This is a genomic window from Stenotrophomonas maltophilia R551-3 (genome assembly GCF_000020665.1).
GTDB lineage: Bacteria > Pseudomonadota > Gammaproteobacteria > Xanthomonadales > Xanthomonadaceae > Stenotrophomonas > Stenotrophomonas maltophilia_L.
Window position 1 is genome coordinate 2,361,396 of sequence record NC_011071.1, and the last position, 18,668, is coordinate 2,380,063.

The window sequence follows — 18,668 nt, forward strand, 5'->3', positions numbered from 1 at the left end:
CAACCACCATGTCTGATCCCCGAAACGGCCCACCGCCGCTGCCCGGATCCGCGCCCTCGACGCCGCCGCCCTTGCCGGCGGCGTCGCTGGATGGGCCGGGTTCGCCGCAGGACGTCCCTCCCCTGCCCGGCAGCTTCCCGCTGGACACCTCGAAGCTACCGCAGGCCATCCGCGATGAAGTGGAAGCGCCCGATCCGGTCGCCATCGACACTTCCGCCAGCGAGCTGAAGGACGGCCTCAACCGCTGCCCGAAGTGCGGCGCCACCGACATCCGGCCCAAGGCCGGTACCGATATTCTGGTCTGCCTGTACTGCCGTCACGAATGGCATGGCGCGCGGGTCGAGGAGGAATTCGGGCTGGGCGAGGCCATCGACCAGCTGCGCGGCACCGTCGTCGCCTCAGGCGCTCGTGACATCGATGCCGACACCTCGGCGTTGATGACGTTCAAGTGCACCGGCTGCGGCGCTGAGGTCACGGTCAATACCGAAAGCACGATGACGGCGCGCTGCCACTGGTGCCGCCATGTGTTCGGCGTCAACGAGCAGATCGCCAACGGCGCCGTCCCCGATGCCGTCCTGCCCTTCCATATCAAGAAGGACGACGCGGTCGCACGCATCCGCCAGTTCGTCGACAAGCGCCGGATGTTCGCGCTGAAGGCGTTCAAGGACCAGTTCACGCCGGAGAACGTGGTGGGCGTGTTCCTGCCCTATATGATCGTGGACAGCAATGTCAGCGCGGCCGTGGCCGGCAAGGGCGAGATCAAGACCCGCGAATACACGGTCGGCAGCGAGAAGAACAAGCGCACCCTGTACGACGCCGATGTCTACCAGGTCGAGCGCCAGGTGGATTTCACCGTCGATGACCTGCCGCTGGAATCCTCGGCTGAACGCGGCAATCTGGATACCCGCGCCAACACCAACAACATCATCAACACCATCCTGCCGTTCGATACCAAGAACGCGGTGAAGTGGAACGCCTCGTACCTGGCTGGCTTCACTTCGGAGAAGCGCAACCTGGATGTGGAAAAGCTGCGGCCGCGACTGGAAGACCAGCTGCTGTCGATTGCCCGCGCACAGGTGGAAGGCTCGGTGAAGCGCTACAACCGTGGCGTGCGCTGGGAACAGGAACAGCTGGAGGTGCATGGCACCCGCTGGGTGTCGATGTACCTGCCGGTGTGGCTGTATTCGTACCACCAGCCCGGCAAGAACGGCGGCATGCTGCACTACATCGCAGTGAACGGCCGCACCGGCGAAACCATGGGCAGCGTGCCCGTGCAACAGTGGAAGATGCTGCTGGCGGCCCTGGCCACCGGCACTGTCATTGAAGCCCTCGCAATCGCCTTCCTGGTGGCATCGACATGAGTGATGACAGTGGTCTCTGGCTGTTGGCGGCAGGCCCGGCCGGCGCAACCGCGCTGTACTGGGCGCTGTACCGCTATTACCGCAACACCGACAAATCGCATTCGTTCGAACACGAAACCGAGATCGAAGCCCAGCCGGTGACCGGCTCGGACCAGCAGGTGGGCCGGGTCACCGGCACCGAGGAGAAGCGCATCCGCGGTGACAACGTGTACGAGTACCGGAAACGGGTTGTGCGGGTGAAACCCGAGCCGTAGAACCAGGCCATGCCTGGCTGACGTGGGTAGTGCCGGCCGCTGGCCGGCATTCCTTTTGCTTCCAGACCTGAAAGGAATGCCGGCCAGCGGCCGACACTACCCTCAGCCAGCCTGCCCCAGCCGTACCTTCAACTGCTGGATCTCCTGTTCGCTGACCCCGATCGACTTCAGGTAACCCTCTGCACCACCGTACTGGCTGTGCAGTGCCGCCAGGAACTGCTCCATGTTGTCCGGTGCGGTACCGGACATGCCGGCCATCTTGCGGCCGATCTCCGGATTCTGCTTGATCAACGCCATGATCTGCGCGTTCATCGCGCTGTCCTTCGGCTGCCCTTCCAGGTAGTGCGCGGAGATTGCGTAGTTGTGCACGATCTCTGCCTTCGGCACACCCGCCAGGTCCAGCAGCAGGCCGGCGATGATGCCGGTGCGGTCCTTGCCTGCAGTGCAATGGAACAGCACCGCGCCATCCTGCTGTGCAGCGATGCGCTGGAACACCTGCTTGAACTGCGGCTGGCTGTGGTCCAACCATTGCACATAGGCCTCGCCCAGCGTATCCGGGAAGCTGGTCATCATCTTCTGCAGGTCCATCTTCTCCGTGCCCATCAGCGAAATGCGCTGATAGTCGAAGCGATCGTCGCGGGCCAGCAGATCCGGTGACTGTGCTTCCTCATCGGCGGTGCGCAGATCGATGTCGAGCTTCACACCGGCGGCGACGAGGGCATCACGGTCGGCATCGGTCAGGCGGCCAAGGTCGGCGGTGCGCACGAAGGCATCGGCGGGAATCGGCCCTTTGCTGCCCTGCAGGCCAGCGAAGGTACGCACATTCCAGGCACCCTGCAGCGGGATCACCCGCTGTGCATCGGCGGCGGCGGGCTTGGTGTTGGCGGCAGCCACCTGCCTGGCAGCGACGGCCTGTGGCGCATCAGCGGCAACCGCTGCGGCAGCCATCGGAAGGGCCAGTATCAGGGCCAGGGCGAGTTCGGTACGAGCGATCTTCATTGGAGTCTCCAGTCGAATCAGAAGTTGACGGCCACATCCAGGCCGAAGGTGCGCGGGTCGTTGAAGATGCCGCTCTGGCCCAGCGCTGCGCTGTTGATCTTGTAGAACAGGTGCTGCTCATCCAGCAGGTTGCGCGCCCACAGCGAGAACGACATCGTGGTGCCGGTGCTGTTGACCGGCACATCCACCAGCGCCACCCGTGCGTTCACCACGAACGAGCTGTCGGTCAGCATCTGGTCGTACTCGCTGGTGTAGTAGCCATCGGACCAGTTGCCGTCCACATGGAACTTCAGTGCCGAGAAGTTCGCGAACGGCACCAGGTAGTCGACCGACAGGCTGCCGGCGTTCTTCGGCGCCAGCAGCGGCTGGACCGTTACCTGCACCCCTGCACCGAACGGGTCCGTCGCGGTCTGCGCGTCGATCTTCGTATAGGCGTAGTTGAGGCCGAGGGTGAGGTTGTCCACCGGCATCACGTTGAACTCCAGCTCCGCGCCGCGCGACTTGCCATCGCTCAATGCATTGGTGGTGACCATTGTGGTGCGGGTCTCGCCACTGTTCGGGTCGAACGGCAGCGAGAAGTCCATCTGCTTGTGCGCGATGGTCGAATCGAACACGGCGAGGTTCAGGCGAGCACGGTTGTCCCAGAACTGCGACTTGAAGCCGAGCTCGTAGGCCGTCACTTCTTCCGGCCCGAACGCGGTGTAGTTGGTCGAGCGCGAGTTGGCACCGCCGGCCTTGAAGCCGGTGCTGTACTTGGCATAGACCATCGCGTGCTCGCCAAGGTCGTAGGCGATGTTGACCATCGGGTCGAAGCGGCTCCAGCGGTCCTTGAACGCAAGGTTGGTCGCCGCACCATTGACGATGTACAGGCTGCCCTTCTTGTCATCGCGGGTATAGCGGCCACCGGCGGTCAGGTGCAGGCGCTGCAGCGCCTCCGGGGTCCACGTGGCCTGGCCGAACACACCCAGGCTGTCGGTCCAGGCCTTGCTGGCGCGGTCGATGCGCACCCGCGAAAGATCCAGTGGATTGGTCGCCGGATTCACCGTATAGCTGTTGCCACCTGGGCCCCACACCAGCATGTTCGGGGTCTGCGCATTGTCACCGGCGGTCTCGTGGTAGTAGAACGCGCCACCGAGGAACTGCACCTGCGAGGTGTTGCCGATCAACTGGAATTCCTGGCTGTACTGGTGCTGGTAGACCTGGGCCAGGCTGTAACGTCCGAAGGGCGTACCGGCGCCACCATAGGCCGAGATCGCGTCAACCAGGCCCATGTCGAACTGGCCCTGGGTGAGTTCACGGTATGAACTGATCGACTTCAATTCCAGGTTGTCGTTCAGCGTCCACGACAGGTTCAACAGATGGCCACTGGTGCGGCCGGTATTGTCTTCCTGCGCGCCGCCGAGGATGGCGCTGTCGCGGCGATCCTGGCTGGCGCCGGCCTTTTGCAGCGGGCTCAGGTAGGCACCCGGTACCAGCACCTGGGTGTGGTACGGCGTGGTGGCGTCGTAGGAACGATCGAACGCGTACAGCAGCGAGAAGTCATCACGGGGCTGCCACAGCGCGGTCAGGCGTGCGCCACGCTTGTCGTAACTGTTGAAATCGCGCTCGCCACGCATCGGATTGTCGGTGGTGCCGCCACGCCTGGCCTGCACTGCATCGATCTTGAAGCTGACATCGCCCACCTTGGGCAGGTCGAGGTGCAGCGCGCTGTTGTAGCCGCTGAAGTTGGACACACCGGCACTGACGCTGCCGCCGAATTCACCGGTCGGCTGCTTGGTCACGATGCTCACTGCGCCGCCTTCGGTGTTGCGGCCGAACAGCGTGCCCTGCGGCCCCTTCAGCACTTCGATGCGCTCCACGTCGTAGAGCATGCTGCCCAGGCCCTGCGCACGGCCCATGAACACACCATCGACATAGATGCCGACGCCGGCATCGCGGGCCGGTTGGTTGGCGTCACCGGAGGCACCGATGCCACGGATGCCGATGTTCAGCGCAGAACTGCGGGTAGCGAACGGCGTGACCCGCAGTGATGGGATGGAGCCATCGGACAAGCTGCCCAGCGAAATCGCGCTGCGGTCCTTCAGCGCTTCGGCATCGACCACCGACACCGAGATCGGCGTCTCCTGCAGGTTGGTGGCGCGTTTCTGGGCGGTCACCATCACCTGGTCGAGGGCAACCACGGCACGGGCCGCGTCGGCGGACGCCGTGGCCTCGGCGCTGGGACTGTCTTCGGCATGGGCCAGCACCGGCAGCGCGGCGGCGATGGCGAGGGTAAGCAACGGGCGGTGCAGCGGGAGGTGGCGCATCGGACTCATTCGCGGAAGGAGGAGGCCGGCGCAGTCTGGAAGGCGGCAATTACAAATGAATGACCGTTCATTCACATCTTTTATGACGTACTATCCCGCCCTTGGACGCTCCTACCTCTCGCAATGACGCCGAAAACCGCCGTAGCCGTATCCGCTGACGACCCTGCCGCCGCACACGCCGAGGCCCAGCGCCGGCGCATCCTCGATGCCGCCCAGAAGTGCTTCATCACCCGCGGTTTCCATGCCGGTTCCATTGCCGACATCGCCGCCGAAGCCGAGATCAGCCAAGGGCTGATGTACCGCTACTTCGCCAACAAGCGCGCCTTGATCCTGGCCCTGATCGAGCGCCAGCTGCGCCACGACCAGGCCTCGATCAGCGAGATGCCGGCAGCATCGGACCTGGTGGACGGCCTGCTGGAGTGCTACCAGCAATGGGCACGCGGCGAAGTGCTGCCGATCCACGGCAACGCCATCGCCAGCGTGGCCCTGTATGCGGAGATCAATGCCGAGGCGCATCGCGACCCGGTGCTGGCCGAGGTGCTGCGCACCCACGACAAGCAGACCAGCGCTGCCATCCACGCCTGGTTGCGGCAGCGCGACGTCAGCCTGGGCCGCGTCGTGGACGAAGAGCGGATTGCCAGCCGAACCCTGCTGCTGCGGCTGCTGGTGGAAGGTCTGGCGATGCGCGCCGTGCGCGATCCGGGCCTGCCGCCGGAGCGGGTGCGGGCGCTGCTGGCCGACGCGATTGGGCGGGTGATCGCCGATTGAGCCACCCTCACACCGTCTCCCGCCTCGCCGGTTCGATACTCGCGCGGTCCACCCTTCCGAGGATCCTGCGATGGCTGCCCTGCTTGCCCGTAGCTGCCTGTCCGCGCTGTGCTGCCTGACCCTGCCCGCCCTGGCCCAGGACGCCTCGTTCGGCTTCGGCGAACAAACCACCCGCACCGAACAGACCACACAATCCAGCAGCACCCAGACCCGGACCAGTGGCGCGATGACCACCCAGACCACCACCAGCGGCAGCTCGCAGTCCGAGACACGCAGCGAAAGCAAAGGGATGGACGTGGACTTCGGCTTCCACGACAACAGCGATGACTGGGGCCATGACCGCCGGCGCGATGACCGCGATGTGCGCGACAGCGACCTGTTCGGCAGCTGGACACTGGGCCAGGAGAACGGCAGCAACTGCACCATCGAGCTGAAGAACATCGAATGGTTCGGTGGCTACAGTGCCTATGTGCCTGCCGGCTGCCCGGATGGCTTCTTCTCGGCCAATCGCTGGGTGCTGTCGGGCAACCAGTTGCTGTTGACCGACACCAGCAACACCGTATTCGGGCGCTTCCGCGCGTCGGGCGGAGGGCGTTGGTCGGGGTATCGTGAAACGGATGGGGCGCGCTTGTATCTCAATCTCAAGGGGCGCTGACCTCGAAAGCGAGGTAGCGGGCGCCGGCTGACAGCACGCCGCCGGGAACTGAATAGCGCACTCGCTAAAGAACACGCGCGCTGGGCCGATAGCAGGCCCGACCCAACGCTTTAAGGACGACGCGCCGTGTCTACGCCCGGATCCTACCCTTCAGGAATGAATTCATCCACACGCGAGGAACCCGCTCTGTGGTCGCGTGCGGCGTCAGTACTGGGAGTCATCATTGCGCATCGCTGGGCCTTCGCTGCTGCCGGCACTTTGGCGATGGTGGTGTTCTTCTGGCGCATCCGTTTCCTACCCAGCATCACCCTGACCGATATCGGTCTGGTTGCGATCGCGATCGTGGTGTTTTCCATCCTCTTGATGCTTGTTTTCCTAGCGACGCTGCTGATTCCAGCCGCGCTGCTAGTCGAATGGCATCAGAGGGGAATGATCTTCAGCGCGAGTGGTCCGCGTAGGCCAGGGTCCCGAGAGCGACACCTCGCATTAAACAGCATTCTCTCACTCCTTGTGGGGGCTGCAGTTGCACTGCTCCTTCTGTACGCGTCACTGGCCACAGCATTTGGCAAGAGCCATGACCATGCGTTTCTCATTCTCGTAGGTCTGGGCGCCATTGCCGCACTGGGCCCGGTGCTTCGCAAAACCACACCTTCAGCAACTGCTGAGCGTATAGCGAACACACGCCCTTGGAGGGGGCTGTGGCCACTGTCCCTAGCGTTTGCTTCTACGGCACTGTACCTACTGTACATGCCCATCTTCGTTCTCGTGGTGATTGGAACACATGAGGCGGCTACGGCCCTGACGGACTGGCAGTTCGGCCTCATGCTGTTGCTTCTTCCACCGCTCCACTATCTGTTCTTCCTCGTCCTGAGTTCACCCGCACGCCACAAATCCATTGCTGCCCTCGCTATAATTTTTTACGTAGTCATGTTTGCAGGCACACTCACTGAAGCGCTTGACCGCGCTGCGAACATCTTCCAGCTGGGCCTGTTGAAGCATCACAGCGTGGTGGTCTCCAGCGAGGGTTGCCGCATCGCTAAGTCCTCGCGCGTGGTGAGAGCGTGCCACAAATTGGAAGGATCCGGTGAAGCCCTTTACGAGATCCGGGACGTCCAAATCCTGACTCGCCTTGGCAGTCACGCCGTCATTGCCCGCAACCAATGGACCCCCGCGCAGCGAACCGGATCGGTGCCCATACCCAGTGCACATGTCCGGTCATGGTTCCCTACCGCTCCTGTGAAGGGCTTGCCACGGGCACCTCATTCAAGGGCACCCGCCGCCATGGTCGACATTCCAACGCAAAGACCCGTCCCCACGCCCCGAGCATCCCGAAAGGCGCCCGCTCAGCGCAAGACGGTCAGCTGCGTGGCGCGGTAGTCCGCCAACGCTGGCCAATAGCAATATGTGCGCGCGATCACAAGGTGGTCGTGGCACCCATTGGACTCACGTCGGCATCACCCGTCGGTGGCGATACATAACAAGGTTCGCACTACCGTAGCACCTGACTGCCGCCGCGCCCGCCCTCGCCACCCCGCCCTGAAAAGTGCCATGGACGAAGCCGAACGACTGCTTGAACTCGACCGCCTGCACCTGCTCGACACGCCACCAGAGCCTGTTTTCGATGCGATCGTCGCCGCCGCGCGTGCCGCTACCGGCATGACCATGGCTCTGATTTCAGTTGTTGCCGACGAGCGCCAGTGGTTCAAGGCCAACATCGGGCTGGAAGGTGTCAGCGAAACCGCGCGCGAGATTTCATTCTGCACCCATGCCATACAGCAGGACACGCTGTTCGAGATTCCGGACGCGCGCCAGGACCCTCGCTTCTCCACCAATCCCCTGGTGACCGGCGGCCCGCGCATCCGTCACTACGCGGGAATCTCGCTGGGCTCGGCGCACGGCGCGCGCATAGGAACACTGTGCCTGCTCGACCCGATGCCCGGTGTGCTGTCGCCTTCGCAACGCGAACTGATGGTGCATCTGGCCCGGGTCACCACCCAGGTGCTTGAACAGCGCAGCACCTTGATGGCACAGGTCGGCCAGGCCAAGGCCCTGCATCGTGAGCTGAAGCGCAGCGAGGACTTCCTGGAGCGCACCAACCGCGCGGCCCGGGTGGGTGGCTGGGAAATGGACCTGGTCAGCAACGAGGTCCGCTGGACCCGCGAAACCAAGCAGATCCACGGCGTGCGCAGCAACTTTGAACCGACGCTCGAAACTGCGCTCTCGTTCTATCGCGAGGACAGCCGAAACATCATCCGCACGGCGGTGCAGCGTTGCATCGATGAAGGCACGTCGTGGGAGGTGCAGCTGCCGATGACCACCGCCGACGGACGAGCCATCTGGACCCGCGTGGTTGGAGGCCGGCAGCAGGTCGATGGCCGGCCGCGGCTGGTCGGGGCCATACAGGACATCACCGAGGAGCGCGCCGCGCTGGATGCACTGGAAGCCAGCGAAACCCGCTACCGGCGGCTGTTCCACTACAGCCTTGGCCTGATCTGCACCCACACGCTGGAGGGCGTGCTGACCTCGGTGAACCCAGCGGCCGTGCAGTCACTGGGCTTCGATGAGAGCTACATGATCGGGCGCAGCTTGTGCGACCTGATGCCGCCGGAGAAGCGGGCCGCGTTCAAGGCGTATCTGGAACGCATCGCAGTCAACCACACCGATGCCGGCGTCATCGAGCTGATCGCCGCCGATGGTACCCGGCATTTCTGGGCGTATCACAACGTGCTCGACAACGAGGCCACCCAACCCTACGTGCTCGGCCATGCGCAGGACGTCACCGCACTGCGGATGCAGGAACAGCAGTTGCGCGAGATGTCCTTCAAGGATCCCCTCACCCAGAGCTACAACCGCCGCTTCCTGCCCCGCCTGGACGAACTGATCGACCAGCCTTGGGCTTGCCTGATGTTCGATCTGGATCATTTCAAGCAGATCAACGACACCCAGGGCCATGCACGGGGTGACACGGTGCTGGTCGAGTTCGCCGCCTTCCTGCGCGCTCCACTGGGGTCAATGGAAAGCGTAGTGCGTATGGGTGGCGACGAGTTCATGGTGGTGCTGACTGCACCGGAACCGGGACGGCTGGCCACGCTGGAGCAGTGGTATGCGCAGCATGCCGGGCAGTCACCCACACCCTTCTCGCTGGGCGCGACCCACCACGCACCCGGCGAGACGGTGGCCGACACCCTGCAGCGCGCCGACAGCCGTCTGTATCGCGAGCGTGCACGCGTGCGCACGCATCCGCGCCCCTCATCCTGAGGCTGCTCCTGTGGAGCCGAAGGCAACGGCTCCTGCCGTTGCCTTCGGCTCCACAAATGCCTGCACCGGGCCTGCGCCTACTCCGCTGCCAACGCCTGGATCGGGTCGAGCTGTGCGGCACTGCGCGCCGGGAAGTAGCCGAATCCAAGCCCGATCGCAGACGAACATGCCAGCGCGGCGAGCACCGGCCCCGCCGTGAACAGGAACGGCACACCCAGCGACAGCAGGCTGGACAGCGCACCGACCCCGAACGCGAACAGCACGCCCAGCACGCCACCGAACAGGCAGATCAGCACCGCCTCGATCAGGAACTGGCGCAGGATGTCACCCTGCCGCGCACCCACCGCCAAGCGCACGCCGATCTCGCGCACGCGCTCCTTCACCGACACCAGCATGATGTTCATCACCCCAACTCCACCCACCACCAGCGCCACCGCGGCAATGGCGGAGACCAGAGCCGCCATGGTCTGGCTGGACTTCATCACGGCCTTGCGGATCTGATCGGCGTTGTAGATGAAGAAGTCACGCCGCCCATGCAGCCGTTGCAGTTCGGCTGCCAGCGAGGCTTCGGCGGCGGTGGTCGGCACGTTGTCGCGCACCCGTACCGTGATGCTCTCCAGGCGCTGGCTGCCCAGCAGCCGTGAGGCGGCCGAGGTGTACGGCACGTAGACCGTCGGCGTCGCACCGCCGGCAAAGGCGCTTGCACCCACCACCCCGATCACCTCCACCGGCATGCCGCCCAACAGCACCGTACTGCCGATCGGGTTGCCGGTGAACAACGCCTTGGCCGCCTTCTGGTCGACCACGCCTACCGCACGATGCGCATCCACTTCGGCATCGGTGAAGAAGCGCCCAGCCTTCAGCCGCAGCCCGCGCACACGCGGCAGGTCCGCGCCCACGCCCTGCACCTGGGTGTTGGCACGGCGGCTGCCCTGCAGTGCTGCCACCGAGCCCGTCAGATTGGGGCTGACGCTGTCCACGTAGCTCAACGCGGCCAGATGGTCGGCATCGCCCACCACCAGTGTCTCGATCTCCGCCGAGCGCGGGTCGCCGAAATCGGCGCCGGGGAATATCTCCAGCGTGCTGGCGCCCAGTTCGTTGATCTGTGATTCCACCTGCGCCTGCGCGCCCTTGCCCAGCGCGACCACGGTCACCACGGCGGCCACGCCGATGATGATGCCGAGCATCGTCAACAAGGTCCGCAGTCGATGGGCCAGCATCGAACGCACCGCCATCCGCGCGGCCTCGCGCACCGCGTCCAGGCGTGCACGGCGCTCGGCGATCAGGGACGACCCGCGTTCGGCGATGGATGCAGCGGGCGCCACCACCGGCGCCCTCTCACCGCGATCGGAGACCACTCTTCCGTCGGCAATCTCGATCACCCGGCCGGCATGTGCGGCAATTGCAGCGTCATGGGTCACCAGGATCACCGTGTGGCCTTGCCCATGCAGGCGCTTCAGTTCGGCCATCACCTGCTGGCCGCTGGCGTGATCGAGCGCGCCGGTCGGCTCGTCGGCCAATACGATGGCGCCGCCGTTCATCAACGAACGGGCGATCGACACGCGCTGCTGCTGGCCGCCGGACAGCTGGCTCGGTCGGTTCGCGGTGCGTTCGCCCAGGCCCAGCGTTTCCAGCAGCCCGCGGGCACGCGCGGTGCGCGTCTCTGCATCCACGCCCGCATAGACCGCCGGCAATGCCACGTTCTCGGTGGCGCTCAGGTTCTCCATCAGGTTGTAGCGCTGGAAGATGAAGCCGAAGTGCTCGCGGCGCAGCCGGGCCAACGCATCCGGCGCCATCTGCTCGGTGGTCTCGCTGTTGACGCGATAGCTGCCTTCGGTCGGCCGGTCCAGGCAGCCGAGGATGTTCATCAGCGTTGATTTTCCCGAACCGGACGGGCCGATGATGGCGATGAACTCACCGGCGTCGATACGCAGCGAGACATCCTTCAGCACCACCACTTCACCGGCGGCCGAGCGATAGGCGCGCGATACGCCATGCAGTTCCAGCAGAGCGTCGGCCATGCTCACATCCCCAGCAGACTGGCAGCTTCCGGCTCAGCGCCGCTGGGCGCCTGGCCGACCACCACGTTCTCACCCGCCTTCAGCCCGGACAGGATCTGCACCGCCGTAGCAGTGCGCAAGCCCGTGCTGACCTCACGCTCGGTGACGCGGCCCTTGGCATCGACCACCTGCACCGTGCCGCGGTTGCTGTCCTTGTCTTCGGATTCGGTCAATGCGGTCAACGGCACCTGCAGTGCGTTGGCAGCACGTGCCAGTTGCAGGGTGACCTTCACCGTCATCGACGGTTTCAGCTTCAGGCCCGGATTGGCCACATCGAACAGGCCGGCGTAGTACACCGCCTTGGGCGTCTGCGCCGAGCCACCCGCACTGCTGCCGGCCACATCGGCAATCGTCGACGGCGCTGGCTCCAGCTGCTGCAGATGGGATTCGTAGCGGCGGCCACTCGGCCCCAGTGTCGAAAACCACAGCGGCTGACCGGGCGCGACCAGCTCGACATCAGCCTCGGCGATCTCGGCGCGCACGGTCATCGTATCCATCTGCGCCAGCATCACGATGGTCGGCGTGGTCTGCATCGAATTCAACGTCTGCCCGGCCTTGGTGACGATCGCCACGATGTAGCCGTCGCTGGGCGAAACGATGCGGGTATAGCCGAGGTTGATCCGCGCGGTTTCGACCTGGGTCCCGGCCTGGTCGATCTGCGCCTGCAGCGCGGCCATCTCTGAGCGCGCCGTATCACGTGCCACTCGCGCGGCCTCGAAACCTTCCTGTGACACAAGGCGCGACGCCACCAGTTGCGACTGCCGCTCGTAGACGCGGCCGGCCTGCACGTAACGGGCCTGGCTGGCGGCATGCTGGGCACGTAGCGTATTGGCAGCCGCCTCGGCGCTACGCAAGGCGATGCGCTGCGGCTGCGAGTCGACCTCGGCAATCAGGTCGCCGGCCTGCACGCGCTGGCCCAGCACCACATGCAGGCGCTTGACCTGGCCGGACACCTGCGCACCCACCGCCACCAGCTCCTTGGGATGGACCCGGCCCACCGCCTGCACGGTCTTCTCCAGATCCGCCACCCTTGCCGGCGCGGTGATCAGCGCGGCATCATCGCTGTCTGCAAAGGCCCACCAGCCGGCGGCGCCCGCAATGAGAGCCACGGCTGCGGCGATGGTCCAGATCCTGCGGTTGTTCATCGAAACGCCCGGCTGCGGGCGGCCACCCAGTGCGACCGCTGAGGCCGCAGTCTGCAAGCCAGGGGTGGACGTTTCTTGGAGCCACTGTGGAGATTGCATGGAGATCCGGCAGCCGTTCAGGCACGCCGCCGGCGGCTGAACCAGTCGATCCGTGTCCACGCAATCTCGACACAATCTCGACCGAGTCTCCATCAATGGCGGCTAGCCTCGGCAACCTTGCCGACTGCCTGCCCATCGTGCTCCGTCCCCATCCAGACCTGCCGTCGATCGATGTGTGTCGTGCCTACCTGGCCTGGTGCGCGCCTGCGCCGTGGCTGCTCGCCCTGGTGCTGGCATCGACCACGGCCTGGACGCTGGCCAGTCCGCATGTGCTAGCGCCCCTGCTGGCAGGCTTCGGTGCTGCCGCCCTGCTGTGGTTCCGCAGCGATGGGCCAGGCCACGCGAGCCGCCTCGGATCGCCCGCTTCGCTGGCGCTGATCGGCCTGGCGGTCTCGTCGGAGACGAAGCCAACCGCCGCCGGTGCCACGCTGCATCTGCCGCTCGCCCTCGCCACCCTGCTGGTCGCCACCCAGATGACGCTCCGCCTCCGCGCCATCATGCGCATGGCCACCCGCCTGCAGGCACGGGTGGATGCGGCGGACATGGCATCGCGCTGGGCCCGTTTGTCGGCAGCGCTATCCGCCCTCGCTGCGCGGAATCTGCGCGAAGGGCGGCCGCTGGCGCCGTCGCTGCATCGCACGCTGGTGCTGGCCACGCTGGCCTGGGCCGCCAACGAGGAAGCACAGGCCATGGAACGCCGACGATGACCTCGCCACTGACATCGCCCTCGCCCTCACCTGCTCACTTTCCAAAGCCGCATCACGCAATGAAACCCGATACCCGCATGCGCCAGGCGCCCCTGGTCCTGATTGCCGAAGACGAAGGCGAGATCGCCGACATCCTCGGTGCATACCTGGCGCGTTCCGGCCTGCGCAGCGTCCGCGCGGTCGATGGCGAGGCGGCCCTGGCCAGCCATCGCCAGCTACGCCCGGATCTGGTGCTGCTGGATGTGCAGATGCCGAGGATGGATGGATGGCAGGTGCTGAGCGAACTGCGCAGGCGTGGCAATACGCCGGTGATCATGCTCACCGCACTCGACCAGGACGTGGACAAGCTGACCGGCCTGCGCGTCGGCGCTGACGATTATGTAGCCAAGCCATTCAATCCGGCCGAGATCGTCGCCCGTATCCAGGCGGTGCTGCGGCGGAGTGCCAGAGAACCCAGCGATGCGCCCGGCGGGGTGATCCGCCAGGGACCGTTCGAGATCGACCTGCGCAGCCATGAAGTGACCGTGCGCACAGATGAGCAACTGCACGCGCTGACCTTCACGCTCACCGAGTTCCGCCTGCTGGTACACATGGCGCGCGCACCACGCCAGGTGCACAGCCGGTTGGATCTTCTGCACAACTGCCTGCCCGAGGGCGATGCGCAGGAACGGACGGTGGACAGCCACGTCAGCAAGCTGCGCCGCAAGCTGGAGGACGTGGGCGTCATCGGCATTCCGGCCACCATCCGTGGCGTTGGCTACCGTTTCCTGGACTGAATGATGAACCCCAAAGGCAAGAGCATCGGCCGCCAGATCACGCTGTCCATCACGGTCGCCTCGCTGTGCTCGACGGTGCTGTCGATCAGCGGCTTCTACCTGTTCTACTACCTGATGGAAGTGTTCTACCCGCGTTGGTACGACGAGCCGGAAACGATCATGCCATCGGGGCTGGAGTGGCTGTGGATCGGCTTGACCGCCTCCGTTGTCGTCATCTTCGCCACGCTGGTCGCCTCGCGCCTGACCCGCCGCATCATTACCCCGTTGAACTCGGTGGCCGAAAGCCTGCGCCGGGTCGCCAGCGGTGATCTGGAGGCACGTGCACGCGGTGGCGATACCTCGATGACCGAAGCCGCCACGCTGGTCAGCGACTTCAACTCCATGGCAGAGCGGCTGAACCGGATGTCCGAGAACCGGGTGTTCTGGAACGCCGCGATCGCGCACGAACTGCGCACGCCGATGACCATCCTGCGCGGCCGCCTGCAGGGCATTGCCGAAGGGGTATTCGAGCCCGGGCCGGAGCAGTTCAACAGCATGCTCACCCAGCTGGAAGGCCTGACCCGGATCATCGAGGACCTGCGCGTGGTCAGCCTGGCCGAGAGTGGTCATCTGGATCTTCGCCTGCAGCGCAGCGATGTCAGCGTGCAGGTGGCCGCGGTGGTGGAAGCCATGTCCGAAGCGCTGACCGAAAGCGGCTTCTCGGTGACCGTGGATGCGCGCCCGTCACTGGCCGACTGCGATCCCGCACGCATCCGCCAGGCCGTGCTGGCACTGCTGGAGAACGCGCGGCGGCATGCCATTCCGTGCCCGCTGCGGGTGGCCGTCACCCTGGCCGAAGGCCATTGCACCGTAGCGGTGGAGGACGGCGGCCCCGGCGTGCCGGACGAGTTGCGCGACAGCATCTTCGAGGCCTTCCAGCGCACCGATGTCTCGCGTTCCCGGCAGAGCGGTGGCTCCGGGCTTGGCCTCGCGGTAGTACGTGCGATTGCCGTTGCCCATCACGGAACAGCGCAGTGCCGGGCCACCGAACGTGGTGGCAGTTCGTTCGAGATCCGCTGGCCAGTGCATGCGCGCCGTTGAGGGCGCAAGGTTGCGGCAGACGCTGCTCTGGTAGCGGCCCACCTTGGTGGGCATTCGCATCGCTGAACGGCGCCGATTTCTCCACGCAATCTCCATCGTCCCTCCATGCCCGCTCCAAAGGGCTGCAGATACTGGGCGTGACCAGGGAGGCGGCAGGTATCCAGCCCCCTGCCCTGTCTCCACTTTGCCCAGGCATCCCCATGAAACACCCCCACGATCCGGCGGCCGCCGCCGGTAGCATCGGCCAGCAGAACGCGGCCGCCACCCTCAAGGCCATCCTGCGCACCTACCCGTGGCAGCTCACCGGCACGTTCTCGCTGGTGGCGATGGAAAATGCACTGTTGCTGGCGTATCCGCTGTTTGCCGGCTTCGCGGTGGACGCGATCATCCGCGGCGACATCGGCCACGCAATCTCCTACGCCGGCGTGGTGCTGTTGTTCTGGCTGGTCGGTGCCGCCCGCCGTGCGGTCGATACCCGTACCTTCACCCGCATCTATGCCGACCTGGCGGTGAACGTGGTGCAAGCACAGCGCAGGCTGGGCCAGGCCACCTCCACCTCAGCCGCGCGCGTTGTGCTGGCCCGTGAGTTCGTCGACTTCTTCGAGAAGCACGTGCCGATCATCGCCACCGCGCTGGTATCGATGTTCGGTGCGGCAGCGATGCTGCTGGCGATCGAGCCGCTGGTGGGCGCTGCAAGCCTGGTCGCACTGCTGGGTGCATTGTTGCTGCTGCCATCGTTCGCACGCCGCAACGAACAGCTGCATGGACGCCTGAACAACCGGCTGGAGCATGAGATCCGCCTGGTTGACCGGGTCAGTCCCTCGGTGCTGCGTCGCCACTACACCACGCTGTCGCGGCTGCGCATCCTGCTCTCCGATCGCGAAGCCGGTGCCTTCGTGGTCGTTGGCGCAGCGGCAGCGGTGCTGTTCGCGCTCACCATCGGCCGTCTCGCCACCACCGACGGGGTTACCCCGGGCCATGTGTATGCGGTGATGACCTATCTGTGGACGTTCGTCGGCAGCCTGGATGATGCACCGTCGATGGTGGATCAGCTGGCGCGGTTGAAGGACATCGGCCGGCGCGTCAGCCCCGGCATGGATGATACGGAGCACAAGGACGCCGCTTGACCGGTAGATGCCCACCTTGGTGGGCAACGATGTATCGCGGCGCCAACCAAGGTTGGCGACTACCGGGGCAACGGTGCCAACCAGGATTGGCGGTTACCTCGCGGAAGGACATCGGCCGCCGCGTCAGCCCCGGCATGGAGGATGCTGAGCGCAAGGACGCCGCTTGACCGGTAGACGCCCACCTTGGTGGGCACCGACACATCGCGGGGCCAACCAAGGTTAGCCACTACCACGGCAACGGCGCCAACCTGGAATGGGGCTTACCCGGAGGCTGCCGTGCGCCCGCACATCGCCAATGCACCGATGATCAACGCTTCCATGCTGCGGTCGAACTCGGCCTCCTGCGCCTTCCGATCCAGCGGGCGTCGCGTGGTATCCACCACCGCATGGCGTGAGTACACGGTGTCGGCCAACGCCACGGCGTGATAGGCCACGGTCGACAGCAGCCACGCCGCCTGCTCGAGCGGCAGATCATGCACGCGGCTGAATTCGGCATGGTGGCGCTGGATGCGCGCCAGCATCTCCGGTGTCTTCGCGCCGTGGCTGACCAGGAACGGCGCCAGGCCCGGATTCCCGTCCACCAGCGTCCGCAGTGAACGTTGGAACGCACGCAGATCCTCCTCGATGCTGCGCCGGCCAGCGGCATCCAGTGCCGGTGCCTGCCAACGCTCGAAGATCGCCTCGGCCACCAGCTCGCGCAGTGCCGCCAGATTCGCCACATGCTTGTACAGCGCGATGTGGCTGACCCCCAGCGCCGCCGCCACGCCCACGAAGCTCAGCCCCGGCAGCGTCATGGCAATGCCGGCGTCGGCGATGCGCTCGCGGGTGATGGTGGGCGGTCGCCCACGGGCAGCGGTCTTTTTCGGTGCAGCCATGCGGTAACGGTTCCTGCGCGGTGCGCGGGCAAGGGCTGTCATGGTGGACCGCAGCGACGCCGCGGTCAACGCGTCGCTGCGGTCCGTGGACAGGCCCCGGTTGCGGCACGATCAATTTAGTTTAATATGATGTAAATAATTCGCATTTGCAGTGTCCAGGATCGTTGTCGATGTCCGCGTCCCCCACTTCAATCACCCCGGCCGGGCCGCTGCGCGGCGCCGACCATGATCGCGGCCTGCAGGCGCTGCAGGTCCAGGTGGTCGCGGTTGCACAGCCGTGCGCCAGCCTGCTGCGCCTCGTGGTCCAGCTGCCGGAACATGCAGAACTCGCGCCCTGGCAGCGTGCCAACACCGCCGTGCGCATCCAGCTCGGCGCCACGTTCGGCGATGTGTCACGGATCTACACCGTGCGCAGCCTCGATCCCAACACCCGCCAGTTCACCCTGGACGTAGTGCTGCACGAGGCGCCGGGGCCGATGCTGGCCTGGGTACGTGCGCTGCGCCCCGGTGATGCCTTCGATCTGACCGGACCGCGCCCCCATCTGCAGGTACCGCAGCGCGAGGGCACCTGCGCCCTCCTGTTCGCCGACCCAAGCGCCATCCCTGCCCTGTTTGCATTGCTGCAGCAGTGGCCGGCCGACCTGCGCGCAGAGGCCTGGATCGCCTCGGATGATGCATTCCCGGTAGACGAACTGCCCGCCATTGAAGGTGTCCGCGTGCTCCGCCTCGCCACCGGTGACGTGCCGTTGCTGCAGCAGGCGCGCCAACTGCGGCCGGAGCCCGGCAGCACGGTCTGGGCGGCCGGCGAGCGCGAGGAAATGCGTGCCCTGCGCCGCCACTTCATCGAAACGGTCGGCCTGCCACGCAGCGACGTTGCCGTGGCCGGCTACTGGAAACGTGGCGAGACCACCACCGAGACCGACCAGCGTCGCCGCCGCAACTACGAGCGCGTGCTGGCACGCGGCGGTGGCCTGCAGGACCTCGACGACCTCGCCGACGATATCTGATCCACCCCGCAGTATCCGCGCCCCGCGCTTCGTTCCACCCAGCCACAGATCGCCCACGCACCTCGCGTGCAGCACTGCCACAGCGGCAGTGCCGTGCCCTCTGCCAGCCATTCCACAGCCCGCGTCGTCCTGCCCCTGCAGGTCACAGACGGCGCCGTGCTGGCCGATCGCACGACCCACCACACGAGAAC

Annotated in this window: 16 protein-coding genes; 11 read left to right on the forward strand and 5 right to left on the reverse strand. The window is 65.7% G+C overall.

Annotation, left to right across the window (positions count from 1 at the left end):
* Positions 1-8 precede the first annotated feature (8 nt).
* Both SMAL_RS10740 and SMAL_RS10745 read left to right on the forward strand, forming a co-directional pair.
* Positions 9-1,361 carry a membrane protein gene (locus SMAL_RS10740; protein ID WP_012511157.1) on the forward strand — a complete coding sequence of 451 codons (1,353 nt, stop codon included), beginning with the start codon at positions 9-11 and terminating at the stop codon, positions 1,359-1,361.
* Positions 1,358-1,615: a hypothetical protein gene (locus SMAL_RS10745; protein ID WP_006368914.1), complete on the forward strand. Its 258-nt coding sequence runs from the start codon at positions 1,358-1,360 to the stop codon at positions 1,613-1,615. Before SMAL_RS10740 ends, SMAL_RS10745 begins: the two co-directional genes overlap by 4 nt.
* A 102-nt stretch (positions 1,616-1,717) precedes the next feature.
* Here the strand turns inward: SMAL_RS10745 and SMAL_RS10750 are convergent, their stop codons facing one another.
* The gene (locus SMAL_RS10750; protein ID WP_012511158.1) at positions 1,718-2,614 is read right to left on the reverse strand and encodes a tyrosine-protein phosphatase; all 897 of its coding nucleotides are present in this window, start codon (positions 2,612-2,614) and stop codon (positions 1,718-1,720) included.
* A gap of 17 nt (positions 2,615-2,631) precedes the next feature.
* Positions 2,632-4,920 carry a TonB-dependent receptor gene (locus SMAL_RS10755; RefSeq protein ID WP_198283141.1) on the reverse strand — a complete coding sequence of 763 codons (2,289 nt, stop codon included), beginning with the start codon at positions 4,918-4,920 and terminating at the stop codon, positions 2,632-2,634.
* A gap of 123 nt (positions 4,921-5,043) precedes the next feature.
* On the opposite strand from SMAL_RS10755, the gene SMAL_RS10760 reads away from it, so the two are divergent.
* The 4 genes from SMAL_RS10760 (at position 5,044) to SMAL_RS10775 (ending at position 9,601) form a co-directional block, all read left to right on the forward strand.
* Positions 5,044-5,688 (forward strand): TetR/AcrR family transcriptional regulator, encoded by a 645-nt coding sequence (locus SMAL_RS10760; RefSeq protein ID WP_012511160.1) that lies wholly within the window; start codon positions 5,044-5,046, stop codon positions 5,686-5,688.
* A 70-nt stretch (positions 5,689-5,758) separates the two neighbouring features.
* Entirely contained in the window at positions 5,759-6,343 is a 585-nt protein-coding gene (locus SMAL_RS10765; protein ID WP_012511161.1) for an AprI/Inh family metalloprotease inhibitor, read from the forward strand.
* A gap of 156 nt (positions 6,344-6,499) precedes the next feature.
* A complete protein-coding gene (locus tag SMAL_RS10770; protein WP_157628464.1) occupies positions 6,500-7,720 on the forward strand; it encodes a hypothetical protein in 1,221 nt (406 codons plus the stop codon).
* A 171-nt stretch (positions 7,721-7,891) separates the two neighbouring features.
* A complete protein-coding gene (locus SMAL_RS10775) occupies positions 7,892-9,601 on the forward strand; it encodes a sensor domain-containing diguanylate cyclase (protein WP_012511163.1) in 1,710 nt (569 codons plus the stop codon).
* 77 nt (positions 9,602-9,678) lie between these two features.
* Here the strand turns inward: SMAL_RS10775 and SMAL_RS10780 are convergent, their stop codons facing one another.
* Both SMAL_RS10780 and SMAL_RS10785 read right to left on the reverse strand, forming a co-directional pair.
* Positions 9,679-11,622: a MacB family efflux pump subunit gene (locus SMAL_RS10780; protein WP_012511164.1), complete on the reverse strand. Its 1,944-nt coding sequence runs from the start codon at positions 11,620-11,622 to the stop codon at positions 9,679-9,681.
* 2 nt (positions 11,623-11,624) lie between these two features.
* The gene (locus SMAL_RS10785; RefSeq protein WP_012511165.1) at positions 11,625-12,806 is read right to left on the reverse strand and encodes an efflux RND transporter periplasmic adaptor subunit; all 1,182 of its coding nucleotides are present in this window, start codon (positions 12,804-12,806) and stop codon (positions 11,625-11,627) included.
* 194 nt (positions 12,807-13,000) lie between these two features.
* Here SMAL_RS10785 and SMAL_RS10790 point away from each other — a divergent pair, with 194 nt between their 5' ends.
* From SMAL_RS10790 to SMAL_RS10805, 4 genes are all read left to right on the forward strand, one after another.
* Positions 13,001-13,612 (forward strand): hypothetical protein, encoded by a 612-nt coding sequence (locus SMAL_RS10790; protein WP_012511166.1) that lies wholly within the window; start codon positions 13,001-13,003, stop codon positions 13,610-13,612.
* A 59-nt stretch (positions 13,613-13,671) separates the two neighbouring features.
* Positions 13,672-14,388 carry a response regulator gene (locus SMAL_RS10795; protein ID WP_012511167.1) on the forward strand — a complete coding sequence of 239 codons (717 nt, stop codon included), beginning with the start codon at positions 13,672-13,674 and terminating at the stop codon, positions 14,386-14,388.
* Positions 14,389-14,391: 3 nt separating this feature from the next.
* Entirely contained in the window at positions 14,392-15,468 is a 1,077-nt protein-coding gene (locus SMAL_RS10800; RefSeq protein WP_012511168.1) for an ATP-binding protein, read from the forward strand.
* A 200-nt stretch (positions 15,469-15,668) separates the two neighbouring features.
* Positions 15,669-16,595 (forward strand): ABC transporter six-transmembrane domain-containing protein, encoded by a 927-nt coding sequence (locus SMAL_RS10805; RefSeq protein WP_012511169.1) that lies wholly within the window; start codon positions 15,669-15,671, stop codon positions 16,593-16,595.
* Positions 16,596-16,855: 260 nt separating this feature from the next.
* Here the strand turns inward: SMAL_RS10805 and SMAL_RS10810 are convergent, their stop codons facing one another.
* Positions 16,856-17,470, reverse strand: coding sequence for a TetR/AcrR family transcriptional regulator (locus SMAL_RS10810; RefSeq protein WP_012511170.1), 615 nt, complete (start codon positions 17,468-17,470; stop codon positions 16,856-16,858).
* 170 nt (positions 17,471-17,640) lie between these two features.
* On the opposite strand from SMAL_RS10810, the gene SMAL_RS10815 reads away from it, so the two are divergent.
* Positions 17,641-18,477 carry a siderophore-interacting protein gene (locus tag SMAL_RS10815; RefSeq protein WP_012511171.1) on the forward strand — a complete coding sequence of 279 codons (837 nt, stop codon included), beginning with the start codon at positions 17,641-17,643 and terminating at the stop codon, positions 18,475-18,477.
* Positions 18,478-18,668 lie beyond the last annotated feature (191 nt).